Raw genomic sequence first — 18,226 nt, forward strand, 5'->3', positions numbered from 1 at the left:
AGCGATATTGTCTGTCGGCATGGTTTTCTGACGTTCGATTCGTATGTGCTTTGCTGATAAGTCTGATCTCTCTGCCTGGATGCGGCATCATTTGATTGATTCGCATTATCAATAAAAAGGAAAACTGCCGTGTTGGAAATACCTGTAATTCGCTGGGGAAAACCTTACGAAAGTTTCGATCAACAGGAAGTCGTTCATTTTGAAACAGGCGAGCCGTTAGCCAAAGTCCATCAGGCCAATGCGGGCCTGGTGAAAATGGACATGCGGAAAGCACAGCGGGCCCGTGATCTGCTGCGGGAAATCCCGATTTCCAAACTGCTGGAGATCTGCAAAAAAGCTGCCGACCTCTACATGACGGCGGAACTGCCGCTGGGCAACGGTACTCAGACTCCCGAGGAATTCTGCCGGATTCAGTCCGCCAGCACCGGGATGCCCGAGTGGATGTGTGCCGGCAACATGAAAAAGGTCGCGTTCGTACTGGAACACATGGATGAGATCCTGGATTCTCTGACCCGCGGCCTGCCCCTGGATATTCTCACACGGGGTTACGGCAAAGAAGAACGGGGCGTGATGATGAGCTACCAGGCCAATTCGCCGGTGCTCGGGCTGGTATTGCCTTCGAATTCACCGGGCGTACATACCCTCTGGATGCCGATCCTGCCGATGCAGATTGGCCTGGTGTTGAAACCTGGTTCGTCGGAACCATGGACACCCTATCGGATGACAGAAGCCTTCTGTCAGGCAGGCATTCCCCGTGAATGTATTTCGGTGTACCCTGGTCCGCACGATGTGGGGTCGACGGTGACCGAACTCTGTTCGCGTGTCATGCTGTTCGGTGGCCAGCAGACGATTGACAAATACAAAGGTAATCCCAACGTGCAGGCACACGGGCCCGGCTTCAGTAAGATTCTGCTGGGTGATGATGTCGTGGATCGCTGGGAGGATTATCTCGACCTGATGGTCGACAGTATTTACCAGAACGGCGGCCGGAGTTGTATTAACGCGTCCGGCGTCTGGGCCTCGCGTCACACCGAAGCCATCGCTGATGCGATTGCCAAACGGATTGGACCTGTGGGACCGACTTCGATGACCGACCCCGAAGCACCGCTGGCTGCGTTCACCATGACTGGTGCTGCCAAAGCGATGCACACGCAGATTGAAGAAGGGCTGAAAGAGCCGGGGGTCACGGAAGTCACGGCGAAATATCGAGACGGCGATCGCCTGATTGAAATGGAACGCTGTGATTACCTGCGGCCCACGATCGTACATTGTGCCAGCACTGACCCTGCCCTGGCAAATACCGAGTACATGTTTCCGATGGCGTCTGTCGTGCAATGCGAGCAGAAAGACATGCTGAAGAAAATCGGCCCGACGCTGGTCTGCACCGCGATTACCGAAGATCCGCAGTGGTCTCAACAACTGCTGGATGCGACCAATATTGATCGTCTGAATATCGGCGCGGTCAAAACAAATGCCTTGAACTGGCTGCAGCCTCACGAAGGAAATATCGTCGAGTTTCTGTACCGGGCCCGGGCATTCCAGAACGAATCGCCGGCGGCTCACTGAGTCGTTCTGTTTCCGACGGTTGCGGAATCAGGCGGATTGCTCAACCGGGTCACTCGCTAGATTACGAACCTGACTGGCCAGTCCCTCCGGGGACTCGGTCAGCAGCCAGTCGATGATTCGCCAGTCTGACCAGCGGGGATCTGGGTCACTGGATGGTCCGCCGATAAATCCCAGGTGCCCCCCATGCTCTGTCAGGTACAGGGTGACTTTGTCGTGGTGTTCCAGTTGGTCAATGACTTCCTGATATGTGAAGGCGGGTACGAGCGGATCATCCTGCGATGAAATGATCAGCGTCGGTACATTGATATGCGAGAGGACTTCCGTCGGACTGCAACGCGAGTAGTAATCTTCTGCCGATTCAAAACCAGCCATGGGAGCTGTGAATTGATTATCAAACTCCAGCAGGGTTTTGGGATAATTGGCCCCGGAAATTTTATGGGTGTGGTTTTTGTACTGGTATGACTTGCGGACGTGTTTGATCAGATTCGTGACGAAGTGTCGCTGATAACGGCCAAATAATGGTTTTCCAAACACCCTGACGCTTTCAGACAGCTGCATCGGGGGATTGAGAACGATGGCCCGGTCGACCAGGTCAGACGTTTCCGAGGTACGTCCCAGGTAGTTGAGGGTGATCGTGCCGCCCAGTGAGAACCCCGCAATCCCGATGGGGGAACGCGGGCACATCTGTTCGATCCGTTCCAGTGCAATCTGCAGATCCAGAAAACTGCCTGCATGGTAGGGAGACTTGGCCAGACCGGTGCCTGCTCCACAGCCACGCAGGTCCATGCGAAAAACCCGTACTCCCCTGACATTCAACTTGTGTGCCAGGCGGATCATGTAGGAACTGCGGTGACAGCCCGAAAGTCCGTGCAACAGTATCACTACCCGGTCACCAGGTTGCCAGTTGCCCGGACAGTCATCGTGCAGAATCAGCAGGTCGTTATCAGGCAGTCGACAGCTGTGCTGCTCGGCCTGATAGGGTGATTTCACGCGCGAATGAAACTGCCCGACAATCGTCTGCAGATGCCGGTTTCGATAGAGTCGATGCGGAACAAACGGCGGAAAAACCAAATCACTCTTCATTAAAGTTCAATCCTGTCGAACGTTCTCGCGGCTGATCAGACGAACGCAGCTGTGGTAGGCTTAATTGTCAAATCAGAAACATGAGCACGTGGAGGTAGCTGACAAATCATATTCACTGCAGCGGCAACATCTTCCGGCTGTAAAATTTTCGCACGATGTTCCTTGCTGACGGGAACCGGACGCTCGTCCAGGATAGGGGTTTCTACTTCCCCGGGATAAATCGTTGAAATTCGGACTCCCCGATCTTTCTCTTCCTGAGCAACAGTGGTTCCCAGCGCGGCCATCGCAAACTTCGAGGCATTATAGGCAACTCCGCCCAGCAGGCCAGCCCGAATTCCAGATACGGAACAGATGTTTACAATCAGCCCGTCCTGACGATCCCGCATTTGGGGCAGTACCGCCTGCATACAGTTGAATGCGCCCGTGGCGTTTACGGTCATCAGCTTGTCCCAGTCTTCTCCGGAAACCACTTCCATGGAGCGGTCACGACAGTTAATGCCTGCGCAGTGCACGAGGATATCAATTTGTCCCAGCTTCTCGTTTGCCCAGTCAAAAAAGGCGGAGACACTTTCGCGATCTGCGACATCAATGGTATGGAAACCGATTTTCCCTTCGGCCTGAGCGGAAACAGCTTCGAGTGGTGCCTGCCGCCTGCCACCGACAACCACATTGGCGCCGGCCTGTGCCAGACTCAGAGCACAGGCTTCTCCAATTCCGGTACCTCCACCGGTCACAACAATATTTTTGTTTTCTAATCCAGGCATGTTTGCAGTTCTCTATCTGATGTCTATGGAAGGAAGGTGCCATGTTGCGAATAGTTTTCGCTTCTCATTCAACCAATATTACGGAATCAGAGGGGAAAATGAAATGATGCATGAAGGGAAACGAGCATGAAATCAGACTTCTTCGGCTGCGGGCGTCTTAGAAATGCGTCGGGGCGGCGCGAAGAAAAATGAGAGCAGAACAATCAGACCAAACAGAGAATAGCAGACTGTGAAGACCCAGGGTTCAACAGTTCCCGCATCAATAAACAGCACTTCATGGACCCAGTTCGCGATGAAATCGCCCTGGTAACTGGCTTCTCCGGCCTGTGTTCGTAACCACTTTTCCAGCGTAGTCAGCGGGCAGACAATACCTGCCACTGATTCAAATACAACGAATAGGATTGAAACCAGATGGATAATACGGAATTTGAAATTGCGGACCCAGCCCCACCCGGCAAACGCACCGATGGTAATCATGATCTGTCCCAGCAGCACAAACATGACGAAGGAGAAATGGAGTATCACCGTGAAATCAGCTGTGAGTCGATAGAGAAACTGAGTATCGTGGAAATCCATGTGCGCACCTGTTACGGGCCAAAATCTAATTATGTTTCTCAAAGAAGTTTCGTCCTGTCACAATGAGAGAGACTCGGGATCACGGAAATATTCCCGGGAACATCAGGAAATTTATAATAAAATTATCTGATGTATAGCTGTTTAATAGGGAAAGCTATCGGAAACAGGTTCCCCACGTTTTGGGGTAAGAGGCGATAAAGAACAAGTTATCGGGAAGCGCGGGTTTGTGCATACGCTGCTGATTTGTTATTCGATATACTGAGGACTGGCAAAACTGAGCGATTCAGTCAGTAATATAATTTAAGGAAATAGCGATGTCATCGACCAGGCATCAACAACTGGATGAAGATGAGCAAACCCCGCCAACTGTCGCGGAGGTGCCAGCGCGTACCGGCAATCGGTCTGCTTTACAACTGATGCGTAAAGTTCGCCGGGGGCGCTTACGTCTGCCGATCACATTGAGTGTCGTACTGATGGTGCTGAATGTTGCTCTGATGGTGTTCTGGATCATCCTGGCAGCCCAGATTTACTGGTGGACGGCCCTGACCATTGGTACGGTTGTGTTTGTTCTGATTCTGGTCGGACTTTCACTGTATCTGGTACTGACGATCAAGGAGGTGCGGCTCAGTCAGCGGCAGTCTGATTTTATTGACAGTGTCACGCACGAGTTGAAAACGCCGATCGCAACACTCCGTTTGTACCTGGAGACGCTGCAGATGCGCTCGTTAGCGGAAGAGCAGCGCAGCGAATTTTACTCGACGATGAAAACAGAACTCGAACGCCTCGATCACCTGATTTCCCAGCTGCTGGAGGTCAAACGCCTGGATGCGCTGGGCATGGAGAGTGACCCTGAAGATATCCTGCTGGAGCCGCTGATTCGACATTGCGCGCGTGTGGAATGTAATCGGCGGCAGTTTGAAGTGGAGCAGATCTTTGAGTTTGATATCGAGCCGGCAGTGATCCATACCCGACGGATTTTACTGGAAATGATCTTTCGCAATGTAATTGACAATGCCATCAAGTATGGAGCCAGCGAACCGCAGATCCTGGTTCAGGTTCGTGTGAGTAAAGGGGGACGCGTTATTGCGCGCGTGATGGATAACGGTGAAGGCGTCGATCCTGAAATCCGAAAGGACATTTTTAAGATTTTCTATCGCGGAGAAAGTGAACTGGAACGACGGAAAACGGGAACCGGACTGGGGCTGTACATTGTACGGACCCTGGTGCATCTGCTGGGAGGAAAAGTCACGGTGCACGATCGACTGGATCAGCCCGGCAGCGTGTTTGCCATCGATTTGCCAGGGAGAGCTGAAACATGAAGTTACTGGTTGTTGAGGATGAAAAAGCCCTCGCGCAGGGATTGAAATTCAACTTTGAACAGGAAGGGTATACCGTCCTGACTGCAGAGGATGGCCCGACCGCGCTGAACTACTTTCAGGAGTGTTACGAGTCCGACAAAGAGAGTGTCGACCTGGTGGTACTGGACCTGATGTTGCCCGGGATGAGTGGCTATGAGATAGCAAAAGAGATTCGCCGTATCGATGAAGTCGTGCCGATCCTGGTTCTCAGCGCCCGCGAACTGAGCGAAGACAAAGCATACGCGTTTGATTGCGGTACGGATCAGTATATGACCAAACCGTTCGCCCTGCCTGAACTGCTCAGTCGCGTCAAAAATCTACTCAAACGCAAAAGTCTGGTGAAACCGGCACTGTCGCAAAGCAGGAAGCTCCCCGCACTTTACGAATTCGGAAACGTCATCGTCGATTTTGAATCATTCGAGATCGAAGTCGACGGAGAACGCAAAAGTCTGACCAACCTGGAACTGAGGTTGCTCAAATATTTCATCGAGCATGAAGGCATGGTACTGACCCGCAGCCAGATTCTGGAAGATGTCTGGGGGGAACAGTCTGCCTTTGTGACAACCCGCACCATCGACAATTTTGTCCTGCGACTTCGTAAGCTGGTCGAGGCCAATCCAGCTGAACCTGTGCACATTGTCTCTGTGCGTGGTGCCGGCTATCGATTCATGCCTGAGGACGTCGTTGACTGATTTTTGTGGACAGGTGTTGCGGTTTCTGCACTGTTTTTTGCCAGAATGCCTTGAAAATCCATTTTTTTTGTCACTTTGACACAACTTTGACAATTATATGACGCTTACAAGACACCGGATTCCGACCTCTTGGATAGAATTCCGCAGAAGTGAGGAGATCGGTGAACCCTGATTTCCTGCAAGTGTTAACTATCAGGCACCTGTTAATGTAGATGAGGGCAATCATGTCGAGCGTCATTCTGGATCAACCTGCTGAAGAACAAACAGCTGCGGTAACCCAACCTAAGAAATCAAAAAAACGCGAAGAGCGAGAACAGATCCTCGCCAAATTTCATAAAGAGAATTTGCACTGGGGCAATGTTGACTGGGTCGTCCTGATCTGGATGGCTGGAATTCACATTGGCGCGGTTGCGGCTCTCTTTTTTATCTCGTGGCAGGCAATTGTGACCTGTCTGGTGCTGCACTGGGCAACCGCCAGTATCGGGATCTGTCTGGGATACCATCGCTATCTCTCGCATAAATCATTTAAGCTCAGAGCTCCTGCGGAATTCTTTGTTCTGCTGTGTGGAGTTCTCTCCGGTGAAGGTTCACCCTTAACCTGGGCAGCAACACATCGATTGCATCATCAGAAGTCAGACAAGCACGGCGATCCCCACTCTCCTTTTGAAGGAAACTGGTGGTCTCACCTGTTGTGGCTGTTCGTCTATCGGGATCAAGAACTCAACGATAAATTCGCCGATCACTATATCCCCGACTTTAAAAATCGCCCGATGATTCAGTTCTTCGAAAAAACCTACCCACTGTGGCTGATTGGTTCCGGCTTTGCCATGTATGGAATTGGTTATGCCATGGGCGGAAACTTTATGGGCTGGTCGATGCTGCTCTGGGGGTTGTGTGCCCGGATGGCCTTTGTTTACAACTCCACCTGGTTTGTAAACTCTGCGACTCACCTGTGGGGCTATCGTAACTACGAAACCACAGATCAGTCTAAGAACCTGTGGTGGGTTGCCATCGTCGCTTACGGCGAAGGCTGGCATAACAACCATCATGCACATCCTTCTGTAGCTCCCGCGGGGCACCGGAAATGGGAAATCGATATTACCTGGTGGTCAATCAAAGCCTTAAGAGCCATCGGTATGGCCTACGACGTCAACGATCGGATTCCTGAGAAGAATGCAGAACCGGAAATTGATCCGGAACCGGGCAAAAACGGAATCGTGGTTGCTAAATAAACGAGACAGATTAAAAAAAATGAAAGCCCTGACTGGTGAGAACCCGTCAGGGCTTTTTTGTTTAGACTGTATCCAGCTTTACTGTAGCGTCTCCAGCTCGCCTCTTGTCTTTTACTGTTAACTCAGCGATGGGTGACACCGAATGCAATTCGGTGTTGTCGCAGACAACAAGAGGTGGCAGTGTGGAAGCAGTCGGGTGAGAATGTGCGCCTCATACTATCTGGTGATAAAAATTTGACGCTTTATTCTGAAGTGAACGAGCCAACTGGGACCTCCTGCCCGCTTCGCTTCGCTCGACCTTCTTTCATAGTTTCACCCATTTCTCTCTTACGTGTCATTTCGTGATTTTCGTGGTAGTACAATCTCTGCCAGATCACATTCCCGTGTGGCGCTCTTGAGGGAGTTTCTGTAGGGACTGGATACACGGGTAACACACGTTCGGACACATGGGTGACACTCGTGTAAACTTTGATGCGAGGCCATTGATTCAAGCTGAAACAGGCAGGTTGAAGTACGCTTTTTGATTACGAAATCTGTTCCAGAAACCCCGGGCGTAAGACGTTTTCACACCACTGGGAAGCCAGTAGCAGGTCATCGAATTTGTCGGGATGTCCTGTGATCTGGATACCCACAGGCAGCCCCCCTGCCGTCACAGCAGCAGGGATGGTGAGCGTCGGAAAGCCGGTCAGACTCCAGGGAGCATTCATGCCGGGGTTCCCCGTAGTGGTCAAATCAGGGGCCGGCCCGAAGGTGGCTGGCGAAATCAAAATTTCAGCACGCGCAAAACACCTCCGCGTAATCTGGCCGATCAGGCTCTGGTAGTCCAGGCATGCCTGGTAGCGTTTAGAAGAGACCTCCCTGCCCGCTTCGAGGACCTGGCTGATCGCAGGGCCATAATATTCCCGATTCTGGTCATAATCATCTCCCAGTTGATGCAGCATTTCATACTGCATCAGGCTCAGATGCTCGTCCAGAATCGATTCAAATTCGGTGGGCAGCCGAGAATCTTTAATGGGGGCGCCGGCTGCAGCGAGTTTTTCTCGGACCACTGTGAGTGCCTGTTGCATGTCTGGCTCCGCGCGCGTTATGAAGAAGTCGGACAGCCAGCCGATACGGGGCGCTGCAGTCACGGGTTCGATCAACAGGGGGAGATAGGTGGCCTGGTCAGTCATACCATCCAGCATAATCACCAGGTCTGAGACGGTATGTGCGAGCGGTCCTACATGATCCAGATGGTCGGAAAGCAGAATCACCCCCTGCCGATCGACCATGCCAAAGGTTGGTTTCAAACCAGCGACACCACAGAAAGCCGCCGGACGAATGATCGAGCCACCTGTTTGCGTTCCCACTGCTGCCAGGCACATCCCGGCTGCGACTGCCGCCGCGGACCCACTGGAAGAGCCTCCCGGTGTGTGCTCCTGGTTCCAGGGATTTCGCGTGGGAGGAGGATCAAAGCTCGCCAGTTGGGTAGTAACCGTTTTGCCGGGAAAGATCGCTCCTTCCATCCTCAGGTTTTCCACAAGCGTGGCATCGTTGGTGGCGGGAGGCTTGTCTCGGCCCAAAAAACCGGCCTGTGTGGGCATGCCTTTGACATCGATGATGTCTTTGACGCCGATTGGGATTCCATGTAAAGGCCCGCGCCAGCGTCCACGCTGCAGTTCCTGGTCCAGTAAGTCTGCACGCTGAAAAGCGGCCTCACGATCGAGGTGTGCCCAGGCATGAATGGCAGGTTCTTTTTCCTCAATATTCTGAAAGCATTCTGTCAGGAGTTCGCGGCAGGAGAGTTCGCCGGCTTTAAGCGCCTGTTGTGCGTCGGCAATGGTTCGGGGAGGTGTCTGGTACAGATTCATAATTCGTTTCTGATGCGTAGGAGTGGATTATCGCAGTATTTTAAGATTTTCGGCGATTCAGTGCGGGAAATCAAATGGCAGTGGGTTGACGATCGGGAATTTAGCTCCATAATGCATGGTTCAGGCGTTGAATCGCTATCAATCAGGGGGCGAAAAGCTGTCTCCGAGTATGGTGGGGTAGTCATTGACCGGGTCAGATCTTAACCGAAGCAGCCCACATTGGTTTATTCCAGGTGTACGAGGAGGCAGCTTTTCGCCCCTTTTTATTAGACTGTATCCAGTTTATCCGTAGCGTCTCCAGGGGCATTTGGACCGAGTATGTTAGATTACGAACGCTATGATTCAATGTGATATACTCTGGCAGCTCCTCATTCACGTTATGATCGCAAATTGATTACCACCTCTCACTGGATAAACGGATCAGAGTCACTTATTGTAAGTGACTGAGCAGCAGGTTGCTCTTCGTTTCCCCGTTTCTTTGTCTCTTTCTGATTTCGATGTCTGATAACAGGTATGTCCAGTAAATCGATGCAGTATACAGTGTTGGCCCGTCGCTTCCGGCCTCAGAATTTCTCGGAAGTCGTAGGACAGGGAATGGTTGCCCAGGCGCTGCAGAATGCCATTCGTGGTGACCGCGTGGCACACGCCTATTTGTTTACCGGCGCGCGGGGTGTGGGTAAAACTTCGATGGCCCGCATTCTGGCGAAAGCGTTGAATTGCCCTCATACACAGGATGGGATTCCGTGTGGCGAGTGTGAGGTCTGTCAGAATATTGCTGTCGGCAGTGATGTGGATGTATTGGAAATCGATGGTGCTTCCAATCGTGGGATTGATGATATCCGTTCGTTGCGGGCGAATGTGAATGTGCGTTCGATGCGATCAAAATATAAGATCTATATCATCGACGAAGTTCACATGTTGACCAAGGAAGCGTTCAATGCCTTGCTGAAAACGCTGGAAGAACCGCCTCCGAATGTGAAGTTCATCTTCTGTACGACCGAGCCGAACAAGCTGCCTGATACGATTCTTTCCCGTTGTCAGCGTTTCGATTTCGGGTACATCGAAGAAAACAGCATCTGTGATCGTCTCAAGCAGATTGCCGAAGCCGAACAGGTCAGTGTGGCTGATGACGCCATTCAACTCGTCGCCCGCCGCGCGGGTGGATCGATGCGGGACAGCCAGTCTATTTTTGATCAACTGCTGTCTTTCGGCGAATCGCATCTGACGGCAGAAAGTGTGCACCGAATTCTGGGGACGGCCAGTGATGAACGGCTGATTGAACTTATCGACGCTTTGATTGAACAAAAGCGGGATGTGGCACTGACGCACTTTGATGCCGCTTTGAATGCCGGTGTGCAGTTGAACGAGTTTGTCGATCAGCTGCTGAATTATCTGCGTGATTTATCTGTCGTGGCAACAGGAGCGTCGCAGGTCACCCTGCTCTCGATCTCGGAGATGAATCGAGCCAGTCTGCAGCGTCAGGCGGAAGCCTGGGGAATTCAAACCTGTCTGGCCGCGTTTCAGATTCTGAATGAAGCCCGGAATCGGATGTTTCGTGCCAGTCACGGTCGCGCACTGGTGGAACTGGCATTGATACGGATGTCACTCCTCGAAGATCTGGACCTGTTGAGCCGTTTTCTGTCATCCGGAGGTCAGATACCTGCTGCCCCGGCAGCGGTGCGGCAAGCTTCCCCTTCTCTCTCTGCAGCTGCGGTTTCCCAACCCGTTTCTGAGCCCCCCACTCCCCCTCAAGAGAGTACTGAGCCCTCGTCCGATCAAAAAAAAATTGAAAAAAAAAATGAAATTGAATCGCCTGTAGCGTCAGAATCGATTGAAAGTTCCCCCCCTGCCGCAGAAACAGTTCCTTTTCGACCCGGAATGGAAAGTTTATTGTTGTCGCAACTTATTGAAAACACTGAGGATTTGTTAAAAGATTCCCTGAAAGGTGTGACGTCAATAGCAATTTCTGGGCCGAAACAGCTGGATTTACAATTCTCTAAGAGCTATAATTTCTCAAAGCAATACTGCGAACGGCCTGAAATGCTGGCCCGACTCGAAAATTCGCTGGAAAAGGTGACAGGTGAACGGATTAAAATTCGTTTGATTGTGCTGGAACCAGCGTCTGAAAACGAGAATGCAGATGACAAACAAAGCAGACCATCGATGGCTCAACAGCGAGCAGAACAGCGTGAACTGGCCCCTGCCACGGATCATTTTCTGCAGGAAGCCCTTTCCGTGTTTAACGCGCAAAGTGTGAGAGTCGATGTTTTAAAAGTCCAGGCAGAAGAGAAAAAAGAGGATTCGTGACCATGTTCAAAGGACTGGGAAATATCGCCGGCATGATGAAGCAGTTTTCAGAAATGCAGGGCAAAATGACGGAGATGCAGGAAAAACTGGGCAAGCTTCGCTTTGAAGGCTCTGCCGGTGGCGGAATGGTCAACGTGGAAGCAAATGGCCAGCAGAAGGTTCTGGGAGTCAAGATTGACCAGACTCTGCTGGAGAGCGGTGACCGGGAAATGCTGGAAGACCTGATCACAGCGGCGACCAACCAGGCATTAGATAAAGCGCGCGAGGGAGCTGCAGAAGAAATGTCTCAAATCACGGGAGGTATGAATATTCCCGGGCTGGATGAAGCACTTTCGAAATTCAATCCTAATTCCTGAACTGGTACGCGTGCCCTACCCGTTCAGTTCCATTTTCTTTACGGACAGCATTCCGTCTGTTTCAAGTTTTTGAAGAGTCTTTTTATGTCGCTACGTGGAAGAGAGAGTCAGTCTCATCCTTATGGTTCCAGTGTGGGGCAACTGATTGATCAGTTTGCGACCCTGCCCGGAATCGGTCGTAAATCGGCTGAGCGGCTTGCGCATTACATCCTGTCGATTCCTGAACCGGAAGCCCGCCAGCTGGCAGATGCGATCAATGCCGTTAAGCAGTCCGTGCGTCCCTGTTCCGTCTGTTACAATCTTACCGAACAGGAAGTCTGTACGATCTGTTCCGATTCCCGGCGTGATAAGAAACTGGTCTGCGTAGTAGAGTCCCCGAGGGATGTGGTCTCGCTGGAAGCGACCAGTTCGTTTCAAGGCGTATATCATGTATTACAGGGACGGATATCACCGCTGGAAGGAATTGGGCCGGAAAATCTGACGATCAATGCCCTGATTCGACGCGTCAAACAGGATGGCGTAACCGAAATGATCATGGCCACCAACCCGACGCTGGAAGGGGATGGAACTGCGCTTTATATTTCCAATCTGCTGGAGCATGAAAATGTGGAAATCACCCGACTTGCCCGCGGTATCGCTTCCGGGAGTGTGCTAGAGTTTGCTAACAAAGAGATGTTATCTGATGCCCTGCAGGGGCGGCAAAGGTTTTGAGTTTGATCGTTTTTCATTTGTTAAAATTTTGTAAGACAACAACAGGTTTGGATTCGGATAATACATGCATCTGAATATTTCACAACAAATGAAACTGGGCCAGCAGATGAAGCTGGCCCCCAGGATGATCCAGTCCATGGAGATCCTGCAGCTCCCTTTACAGGCGCTGGAAGAACGCATCGATCAGGAGCTGGCGGAGAATGTCTGCCTGGAACGGATCAGCGACAACGAGAATACCCCTGAAACCGAGTCGGAACAGATGCGGGAACAGGCCAACTCAGATTCCAACAGTCATGAAATTGACGAAAAGGAAATGGTTGCCGGCAGCGAGCAGAATAACGAATCCGATTTTGAACGACTGCTCGAGATGGCCGAACAGTGGCCTGAAGACAATGTGACCTCGGCGACGAAACCTTCGTCTAACCGCGTCAGCGAAGATATTGAACGCAATAACGATGCCGTCGCGAATATTACCGAACGACAGCAGACAATCAACGAATACCTGATCGAGCAGTTTCATTACTTCAGCTGCTCTCCGGAAGTGAAAGAGTTTGGCGAATACCTGATACAGAATCTGGACCATAACGGCCGACTGCAGAGTTCGCTGCCTGAAATCGTGCAGGTGTATGGACAGAAAATTACACAGGAAGAAGCGGAAACCGCGCTGTCGCTGATTCAGAAATGTGATCCGCCTGGCGTCGGTGCCCGCGACCTGCAGGAATGTCTGCTGCTGCAGTTGAAGCCAGATGCCCCGTATCGCGATGTACTGGTTACTCTGATCACCGCACACCTGGATGACCTGGGACAAAATCGTCTGCCTGTGATTCAGCGCAAGACCGGCTATTCGATCGACATGATCAAAAATGCCATGTCTTATCTGCGCTACCTGGATCCGTTTCCCGGTCGTGGGTTTGAATCAGAACCAGTACTCAAGGTGACGCCGGATGTATTTGTCAAACTGGATAAAGACGGCAAGTACGTGGTTGAGCTGGAAAACGAATACACGCCTCCCCTGCGAATCAGCAGGGGATATGCCCAAATGCTGCGCAACAAAGCTGACGATCAGACCAAAGAATACATCAAGAAAAAAATCGATGCTGCCAAGTGGTTAATCGAAGCCATTGAGCAGCGGCACAGTACGTTGAAGCGGGTCGCACAGGCGATCGTAGACTTTCAGACCGAGTTCCTGGATAACGGCCCTGAGTTTATCGTCCCGTTAAAAATGCAACAGATTGCTGATGTGGTTGGCGTGCACGTAACCACGGTCTCCCGGGCGGTCGATGACAAATGGATTCAGACTCCCCGCGGGCTGTATCCACTCAAACGCTTCTTTGGCGGCGGCACAAAAACCTCGGACGGTGAAGACGTTGCCTGGGGCATCATTCGTCTGAAACTCAAAGAAATCATTGACGGGGAAGATAAGAATAAACCCCTCAGCGATGATGCACTCGTGGATGCCTTATCCAAGGAAGGCTATAACCTCGCACGCAGAACGGTCACCAAGTATCGGAAAGCAATGAATATCCCGTCATCACGTCAACGGCGCGAATATTAATCGCTCACCCGTACCAGGCTGGTTACAACTGATGCTTCCAGCCTGTATTCTCCAGTGGTGTTGTGGAACCGTCTGTCTGCTGCAGCAAGGCACCCTGCTCTGCTGTGATTTTTCCGATATGAGTCAATGGAATGGAAAGTGGATTCTGGTCCCGCAGTCGCTGCCCCTGTTCTGCAGAGACGGTAAACAGCAGTTCGAAGTCTTCGCCGTCTGAGAGTGCCTTCTGTAGACGCTCTGCGTCTGTCAACTCAGAAGAGACGCGTGGGCTGATCGGGATCTGTTTCGACTGGATGACTGCACCGACATCCGATTCGACCAGAATGTGTTGCAGGTCAGATGCCAGGCCGTCACTCACATCGATCATGGATTTGATCGTTACGGTTTCCATCAGAGCGACAGCTTCCCTGACGCGAGGTTGAAACGTCAAATGATGGGATTCCAGGCTTCCGCCGAGAGCGCCGGTCACAAAAATCCAGTCGCCTGGTTGAGCGCCAGAGCGTTTGATGGAGTGTGACTGGTCTGCGGTTCCAATGATGGCAACATTGATGACCAGGGGGCCGTTCCAGCTGTTTGTATCACCGCCGGCGAGTTGGGTCTGGAATTCTGCAGCCAGCTCCATGATCCCCTGCATCACTGATTTGGCAAATTCAGATCCTCGTGATCGAGGCAGCGCCAGACTGACCAGGGCTGAGTGAGGAGATCCGCCCATGGCCGCGATATCACTCAGGTTGACCGCCAGCGCTTTGCGGCCGGCAAGTTCCGGAGTCGCGGGTGGAAATGTGAAATGAGCCCCCTCCATCAGCATATCGGTCGCCAGCAGCAGTTCTGAGTGGGCCGGCGGTTGCAGTATTGCTGTATCATCGCCAATCCCCAGCAGGTTTGTATGCGACATTCCCTTCTGTGAACGAATCCATTCAATGAGTTCAAATTCGTGAAATGCAGTCATGTGGATACAGTCAGGGACAATAAGAGTTCGTTCGAAGGGGGCACAACGCTTGCCTGTCGACAGCCCATCATAACAGTTTCCATTGCCGGGCTGCGAGTGTGCGTTATCTCGTTTTTACGACGCAGGCAGGATCAGATCGCTGTCAAAAAAAAGAACCCGGCACTCGTGGAAAGAGTGTCGGGTTTGATGGATCAGTATGAACTGATTGATGGATCTATTATAAACTACGGCGTACTGTCCAGATTGAGTGGCAGGTGGCCATAGAGAGTTTCGTTCTTGCGGAGAATGTAAAATTTCAGTGGGTTGAAGCTGGGGAGCTTCGAATTACTTAAAACATAGGATACGTTGCTGAGATTAACCGTTTCCCAGATATGCAGTCCCACCAGAATGTCGCCGCGACGCATGCCGTTCATGGCTGCCGGGCTCTGGGGGCGAACTTCTTCGATCAGCATCCCACCCTCATAGCGGGGGTTGAGCATATGCTTTTGTGTTTCAGGAACTTTGCTGATACGGATTCCCAGGACTTCCCATGTCTTTTCCAGAGTGGGATCGTTTGAGATTTCATTATTCTGAGCCCGCACAATGGGGGCACTGACAGGTGTCGTGCGAACAACAGAACCACTGTCTGCCAGTGTGATCTGAACCGTCTGCGTTTTCTCTTCCCGGCGAATCAGCAGGTCGATTGTATCACCGGGCTTGTGTCCCATGAAAGCTCGTTCCAGGTCAACACGATCAACTACGTTGACCGAGCCAGCCTTCATGACAATGTCATCTTTCTGCAGACCGGATTTCTCCGCGGGGCTGTCTTTGGCTGGCTGTCCGAGTACCAGCATCTGTTTGTCACCCTGTTTGATATCGTTCGCCAGAATTCCATGGTAGGTATGATCCAGTAATTCCGTACTGATCAGGTCAGCAATAATTTTCCGGGCATCGTCGATGGGAATGGCAAAGCCAATTCTCTGGGCACCGGCACGAATTGCGACGTTAATCCCCACGACTTCACCATCAAGGTTCAACAGAGGGCCACCACTGTTACCGGGGTTGATGCTGGCATCGGTCTGAATCAGGTTCTTGTAGGATTGTTTTTCGTTCACTTCGACATCACGAGAAAGCGAACTGATGATACCGGATGTGACCGTGTGTTCGTATCCGAACGCGTTGCCCACGGCAATCACGGTTTCGCCCAGCATCAGGTCTGATGACGTTCCGGGAGGCATCACCGTCAGCTTTTTGTTGGGATTGATTTTGATAATCGCAAGATCTTCACTCTGATTCGATGAAATGATCCGCGCATTGTAGGTGCTGCCATCCATCATCGTGACGCGTAAAGAGTCAACTCCATCGATCACATGGTGATTTGTGACGATGTATCCACGGGGGTCAACGACGATACCGGTTCCCATCCCATTGACTTTGCGGTTTTTTCCAGAACCGAAAAGCGAGTCTTCTGAACGTGCTGTCTTCTCACTGTGAATATTAACCACAGAAGTTTTTGCACGTTCAATAGCGCGAACAAGGGGTGTTTTCCGTACGTCGGAGGCAACACTGTCCTCACATAATGCAACTGATCCTGTTACGATCAGAACAGTGCACATAGTGAGTTTATAAAAGCACTTAATCATTCGGTGGCTCAGTTCATCGAGGTGGCGGTGCGATTGCTCGCGATTCCTAGTTCCATCTACCGACCGGAGGCGATCCATCAATGCTCCGTAGAACTGCATATCGGAATGATTACTTGAGCGCCTTAATCAGGGCCAAACTCTGTGGAATAGTTTACCTAGTTCACAAGTCGTTATTCTGGGTAAAAGGTGCCGATTAAATGGCCTGCAGTTTTGATAAATGACTGCGGCTTTGCAGAAATGGCTCATGTCGGCAGAGACGGAGGCAGCCGGATGCTGTCAGATTCAGCGAGATAGACGTAAGTGGAGCGGCTGCAGACTTCTGCGAAGTGAATCTTGAGAATGATTTCAATTATTTGTGATTTTATCGAGTTTCATTTTTAACACTTTTTTCTGCTCAACAGGGGCTTTCTGAATTGCCTGGGTGAGGGTATGGGATGCTTTGTTCAGCTGCTGGTTTGCCTGATAGGATGTCGCCAGTGTGTCCAGTAGATTCCAGTCTTCAAAGCGGGTCAGTTCACAGGCTTTTTCAGCATGAGATACTGCCAGTTCAGAGTTTTGAAGTTTCTCGTCAGCACAGGTTGCATATAACCAGGCCAGATCGTTATGTGCTACTGCTGAGGAGGGGTTAAGCTCCAGTGCTCTCTGGTAGTCTTTGATCGCCGAATCAAACTGAGCCCGATGTTCCCAGATCGCAGCGCGATTGCTGAATACTTCGGATACGAAGTTGTTGGCTTTGATTGCCTGGTTGAAATCCTGCAGCGACTGGTCCCACTGGTTCAGTTCCCGATAGGCAATTCCCCGGGCATTTAGAGCCGCCACCATTTGCGGGTTCTGCTGAATCGCTTTTGTCAGATCCTCCACTGCCGTCTGCAGTTGCTTCTGTTCCAGTCGGATCAGGCCTCGAATGTAATGCGCATTTGCATCTTTGCCATTGAGGTGTATGGCTCGATTCAGATCTTCCAGAGCCAGATCGTACTCATTCTGTAAACGTCGAATATTTCCCCGATTGACGTAGATGTGGGCATTCTCGGGTTTGAGCTTCAGCGAGGCGGCAAAGTCAGAAAGAGCTGCAGGATAGTTCTTCAAAACCTGCTGAGCTATTCCTCTTAAATGATAGCGCTCGGCGGTAGGCTTGGTTTCGATAAACTGATCCAGAATAGAAATCAGTTCCTCCGGTGCTTTCAGGTCAGCTACATTAATCCAGCCTCCCCTTAACGGAATCCAGAGCCATTCCTCGTTTCGCTGGGTTGCGACAAGAACTTCCCCCGGGTTCAGCTGACTGATGAGCCCTTCCCCTGTCTTCAGTTCTGCCCCTTTGGTCGCCACGATCATCGTCTGAGAGAAAATCTCAGGCTGCTCACAATAAGTGTGATTATGAGCATGTAAAATGACTGCCAGCAGCAGAGCAGACTGAATCAGATTGTTTCTAAATGCAGCGTTCATCAATGTTTGCCAATACTGTCTCAGCGGTATATCTCAGAGAATTGTTAGTTTTTTGATATAATTAGTATAATTCGTAGAATTCCTATATTAACATGTTATTCTATACTGGTGTTCGACTCTTTCCCAAACTAAAGGGAATTAGAAAACAGAGAATATTCATTTTTT

15 protein-coding genes are annotated in these 18,226 nt (G+C 51.2%); 8 read left to right on the forward strand and 7 right to left on the reverse strand.

Annotated elements, in window-relative coordinates; translation table 11 throughout:
• Nucleotides 1-129 precede the first annotated feature (129 nt).
• Entirely contained in the window at nucleotides 130-1,566 is a 1,437-nt protein-coding gene (locus tag GmarT_RS13190) for an aldehyde dehydrogenase family protein (protein WP_002649550.1), read from the forward strand.
• A 27-nt stretch (nucleotides 1,567-1,593) separates the two neighbouring features.
• Here the strand turns inward: GmarT_RS13190 and GmarT_RS13195 are convergent, their stop codons facing one another.
• The 3 genes from GmarT_RS13195 to GmarT_RS13205 all read right to left on the reverse strand — a co-directional run bounded on the left by GmarT_RS13195 (nucleotide 1,594) and on the right by GmarT_RS13205 (nucleotide 3,989).
• Nucleotides 1,594-2,649 (reverse strand): YheT family hydrolase, encoded by a 1,056-nt coding sequence (locus GmarT_RS13195; RefSeq protein ID WP_002649549.1) that lies wholly within the window; start codon nucleotides 2,647-2,649, stop codon nucleotides 1,594-1,596.
• 35 nt (nucleotides 2,650-2,684) lie between these two features.
• Nucleotides 2,685-3,413 (reverse strand): SDR family oxidoreductase, encoded by a 729-nt coding sequence (locus tag GmarT_RS13200; protein WP_002649548.1) that lies wholly within the window; start codon nucleotides 3,411-3,413, stop codon nucleotides 2,685-2,687.
• A gap of 132 nt (nucleotides 3,414-3,545) precedes the next feature.
• Nucleotides 3,546-3,989, reverse strand: coding sequence for a DUF2784 domain-containing protein (locus GmarT_RS13205; RefSeq protein ID WP_002649547.1), 444 nt, complete (start codon nucleotides 3,987-3,989; stop codon nucleotides 3,546-3,548).
• A 314-nt stretch (nucleotides 3,990-4,303) separates the two neighbouring features.
• Here GmarT_RS13205 and GmarT_RS13210 point away from each other — a divergent pair, with 314 nt between their 5' ends.
• The 3 genes from GmarT_RS13210 (at nucleotide 4,304) to GmarT_RS13220 (ending at nucleotide 7,271) form a co-directional block, all read left to right on the forward strand.
• Nucleotides 4,304-5,308, forward strand: a complete 1,005-nt coding sequence (locus GmarT_RS13210) for a sensor histidine kinase (RefSeq protein WP_002649546.1) — start codon at nucleotides 4,304-4,306, stop codon at nucleotides 5,306-5,308.
• The gene (locus GmarT_RS13215) at nucleotides 5,305-6,039 is read left to right on the forward strand and encodes a response regulator transcription factor (protein WP_002649545.1); all 735 of its coding nucleotides are present in this window, start codon (nucleotides 5,305-5,307) and stop codon (nucleotides 6,037-6,039) included. The genes GmarT_RS13210 and GmarT_RS13215 overlap by 4 nt, the downstream gene beginning before the upstream one ends.
• Before the next feature lie 224 nt (nucleotides 6,040-6,263).
• Entirely contained in the window at nucleotides 6,264-7,271 is a 1,008-nt protein-coding gene (locus GmarT_RS13220) for an acyl-CoA desaturase (RefSeq protein ID WP_002649544.1), read from the forward strand.
• Between the two features lie 524 nt (nucleotides 7,272-7,795).
• Here the strand turns inward: GmarT_RS13220 and GmarT_RS13225 are convergent.
• Nucleotides 7,796-9,121, reverse strand: a complete 1,326-nt coding sequence (locus tag GmarT_RS13225; protein WP_149302822.1) for an amidase — start codon at nucleotides 9,119-9,121, stop codon at nucleotides 7,796-7,798.
• Nucleotides 9,122-9,634: 513 nt separating this feature from the next.
• Here GmarT_RS13225 and dnaX point away from each other — a divergent pair.
• The 4 genes from dnaX to rpoN all read left to right on the forward strand — a co-directional run bounded on the left by dnaX (nucleotide 9,635) and on the right by rpoN (nucleotide 14,050).
• Nucleotides 9,635-11,428: a DNA polymerase III subunit gamma/tau gene (gene dnaX / locus GmarT_RS13230; RefSeq protein ID WP_223123525.1), complete on the forward strand. Its 1,794-nt coding sequence runs from the start codon at nucleotides 9,635-9,637 to the stop codon at nucleotides 11,426-11,428.
• A gap of 2 nt (nucleotides 11,429-11,430) precedes the next feature.
• Nucleotides 11,431-11,784 (forward strand): YbaB/EbfC family nucleoid-associated protein, encoded by a 354-nt coding sequence (locus GmarT_RS13235; protein WP_149302824.1) that lies wholly within the window; start codon nucleotides 11,431-11,433, stop codon nucleotides 11,782-11,784.
• A gap of 84 nt (nucleotides 11,785-11,868) precedes the next feature.
• Entirely contained in the window at nucleotides 11,869-12,495 is a 627-nt protein-coding gene (gene recR / locus GmarT_RS13240) for a recombination mediator RecR (protein WP_044240352.1), read from the forward strand.
• 64 nt (nucleotides 12,496-12,559) lie between these two features.
• Nucleotides 12,560-14,050, forward strand: coding sequence for an RNA polymerase factor sigma-54 (rpoN, locus tag GmarT_RS13245; protein ID WP_002649410.1), 1,491 nt, complete (start codon nucleotides 12,560-12,562; stop codon nucleotides 14,048-14,050).
• A 22-nt stretch (nucleotides 14,051-14,072) separates the two neighbouring features.
• Here the strand turns inward: rpoN and GmarT_RS13250 are convergent, their stop codons facing one another.
• The 3 genes from GmarT_RS13250 to GmarT_RS13260 all read right to left on the reverse strand — a co-directional run bounded on the left by GmarT_RS13250 (nucleotide 14,073) and on the right by GmarT_RS13260 (nucleotide 18,061).
• Nucleotides 14,073-14,996: a thiamine-phosphate kinase gene (locus GmarT_RS13250; RefSeq protein ID WP_002649409.1), complete on the reverse strand. Its 924-nt coding sequence runs from the start codon at nucleotides 14,994-14,996 to the stop codon at nucleotides 14,073-14,075.
• A 224-nt stretch (nucleotides 14,997-15,220) separates the two neighbouring features.
• On the reverse strand, nucleotides 15,221-16,480 hold the full coding sequence (locus tag GmarT_RS13255) for a trypsin-like peptidase domain-containing protein (RefSeq protein WP_230682315.1): 1,260 nt from the start codon (nucleotides 16,478-16,480) through the stop codon (nucleotides 15,221-15,223).
• 483 nt (nucleotides 16,481-16,963) lie between these two features.
• Nucleotides 16,964-18,061, reverse strand: coding sequence for a tetratricopeptide repeat protein (locus GmarT_RS13260; RefSeq protein WP_002649407.1), 1,098 nt, complete (start codon nucleotides 18,059-18,061; stop codon nucleotides 16,964-16,966).
• Nucleotides 18,062-18,226 lie beyond the last annotated feature (165 nt).

The organism is Gimesia maris (assembly GCF_008298035.1).
Taxonomy (GTDB): Bacteria; Planctomycetota; Planctomycetia; order Planctomycetales; family Planctomycetaceae; genus Gimesia; species Gimesia maris.

Coding starts and splice junctions, on each gene's coding strand:
- GmarT_RS13195 (WP_002649549.1), bottom strand. CDS start 2,649: ATGAAGAGTGATTTGGTTTTTCCGCCGTTTGTTCCGCATCGACTCTAT.
- GmarT_RS13200 (WP_002649548.1), bottom strand. CDS start 3,413: ATGCCTGGATTAGAAAACAAAAATATTGTTGTGACCGGTGGAGGTACC.
- GmarT_RS13205 (WP_002649547.1), bottom strand. CDS start 3,989: ATGGATTTCCACGATACTCAGTTTCTCTATCGACTCACAGCTGATTTC.
- GmarT_RS13210 (WP_002649546.1), top strand. CDS start 4,304: ATGTCATCGACCAGGCATCAACAACTGGATGAAGATGAGCAAACCCCG.
- GmarT_RS13215 (WP_002649545.1), top strand. CDS start 5,305: ATGAAGTTACTGGTTGTTGAGGATGAAAAAGCCCTCGCGCAGGGATTG.
- GmarT_RS13220 (WP_002649544.1), top strand. CDS start 6,264: ATGTCGAGCGTCATTCTGGATCAACCTGCTGAAGAACAAACAGCTGCG.
- GmarT_RS13225 (WP_149302822.1), bottom strand. CDS start 9,121: ATGAATCTGTACCAGACACCTCCCCGAACCATTGCCGACGCACAACAG.
- dnaX (WP_223123525.1), top strand. CDS start 9,635: ATGTCCAGTAAATCGATGCAGTATACAGTGTTGGCCCGTCGCTTCCGG.
- GmarT_RS13235 (WP_149302824.1), top strand. CDS start 11,431: ATGTTCAAAGGACTGGGAAATATCGCCGGCATGATGAAGCAGTTTTCA.
- recR (WP_044240352.1), top strand. CDS start 11,869: ATGTCGCTACGTGGAAGAGAGAGTCAGTCTCATCCTTATGGTTCCAGT.
- rpoN (WP_002649410.1), top strand. CDS start 12,560: ATGCATCTGAATATTTCACAACAAATGAAACTGGGCCAGCAGATGAAG.
- GmarT_RS13250 (WP_002649409.1), bottom strand. CDS start 14,996: ATGACTGCATTTCACGAATTTGAACTCATTGAATGGATTCGTTCACAG.
- GmarT_RS13260 (WP_002649407.1), bottom strand. CDS start 18,061: ATGAACGCTGCATTTAGAAACAATCTGATTCAGTCTGCTCTGCTGCTG.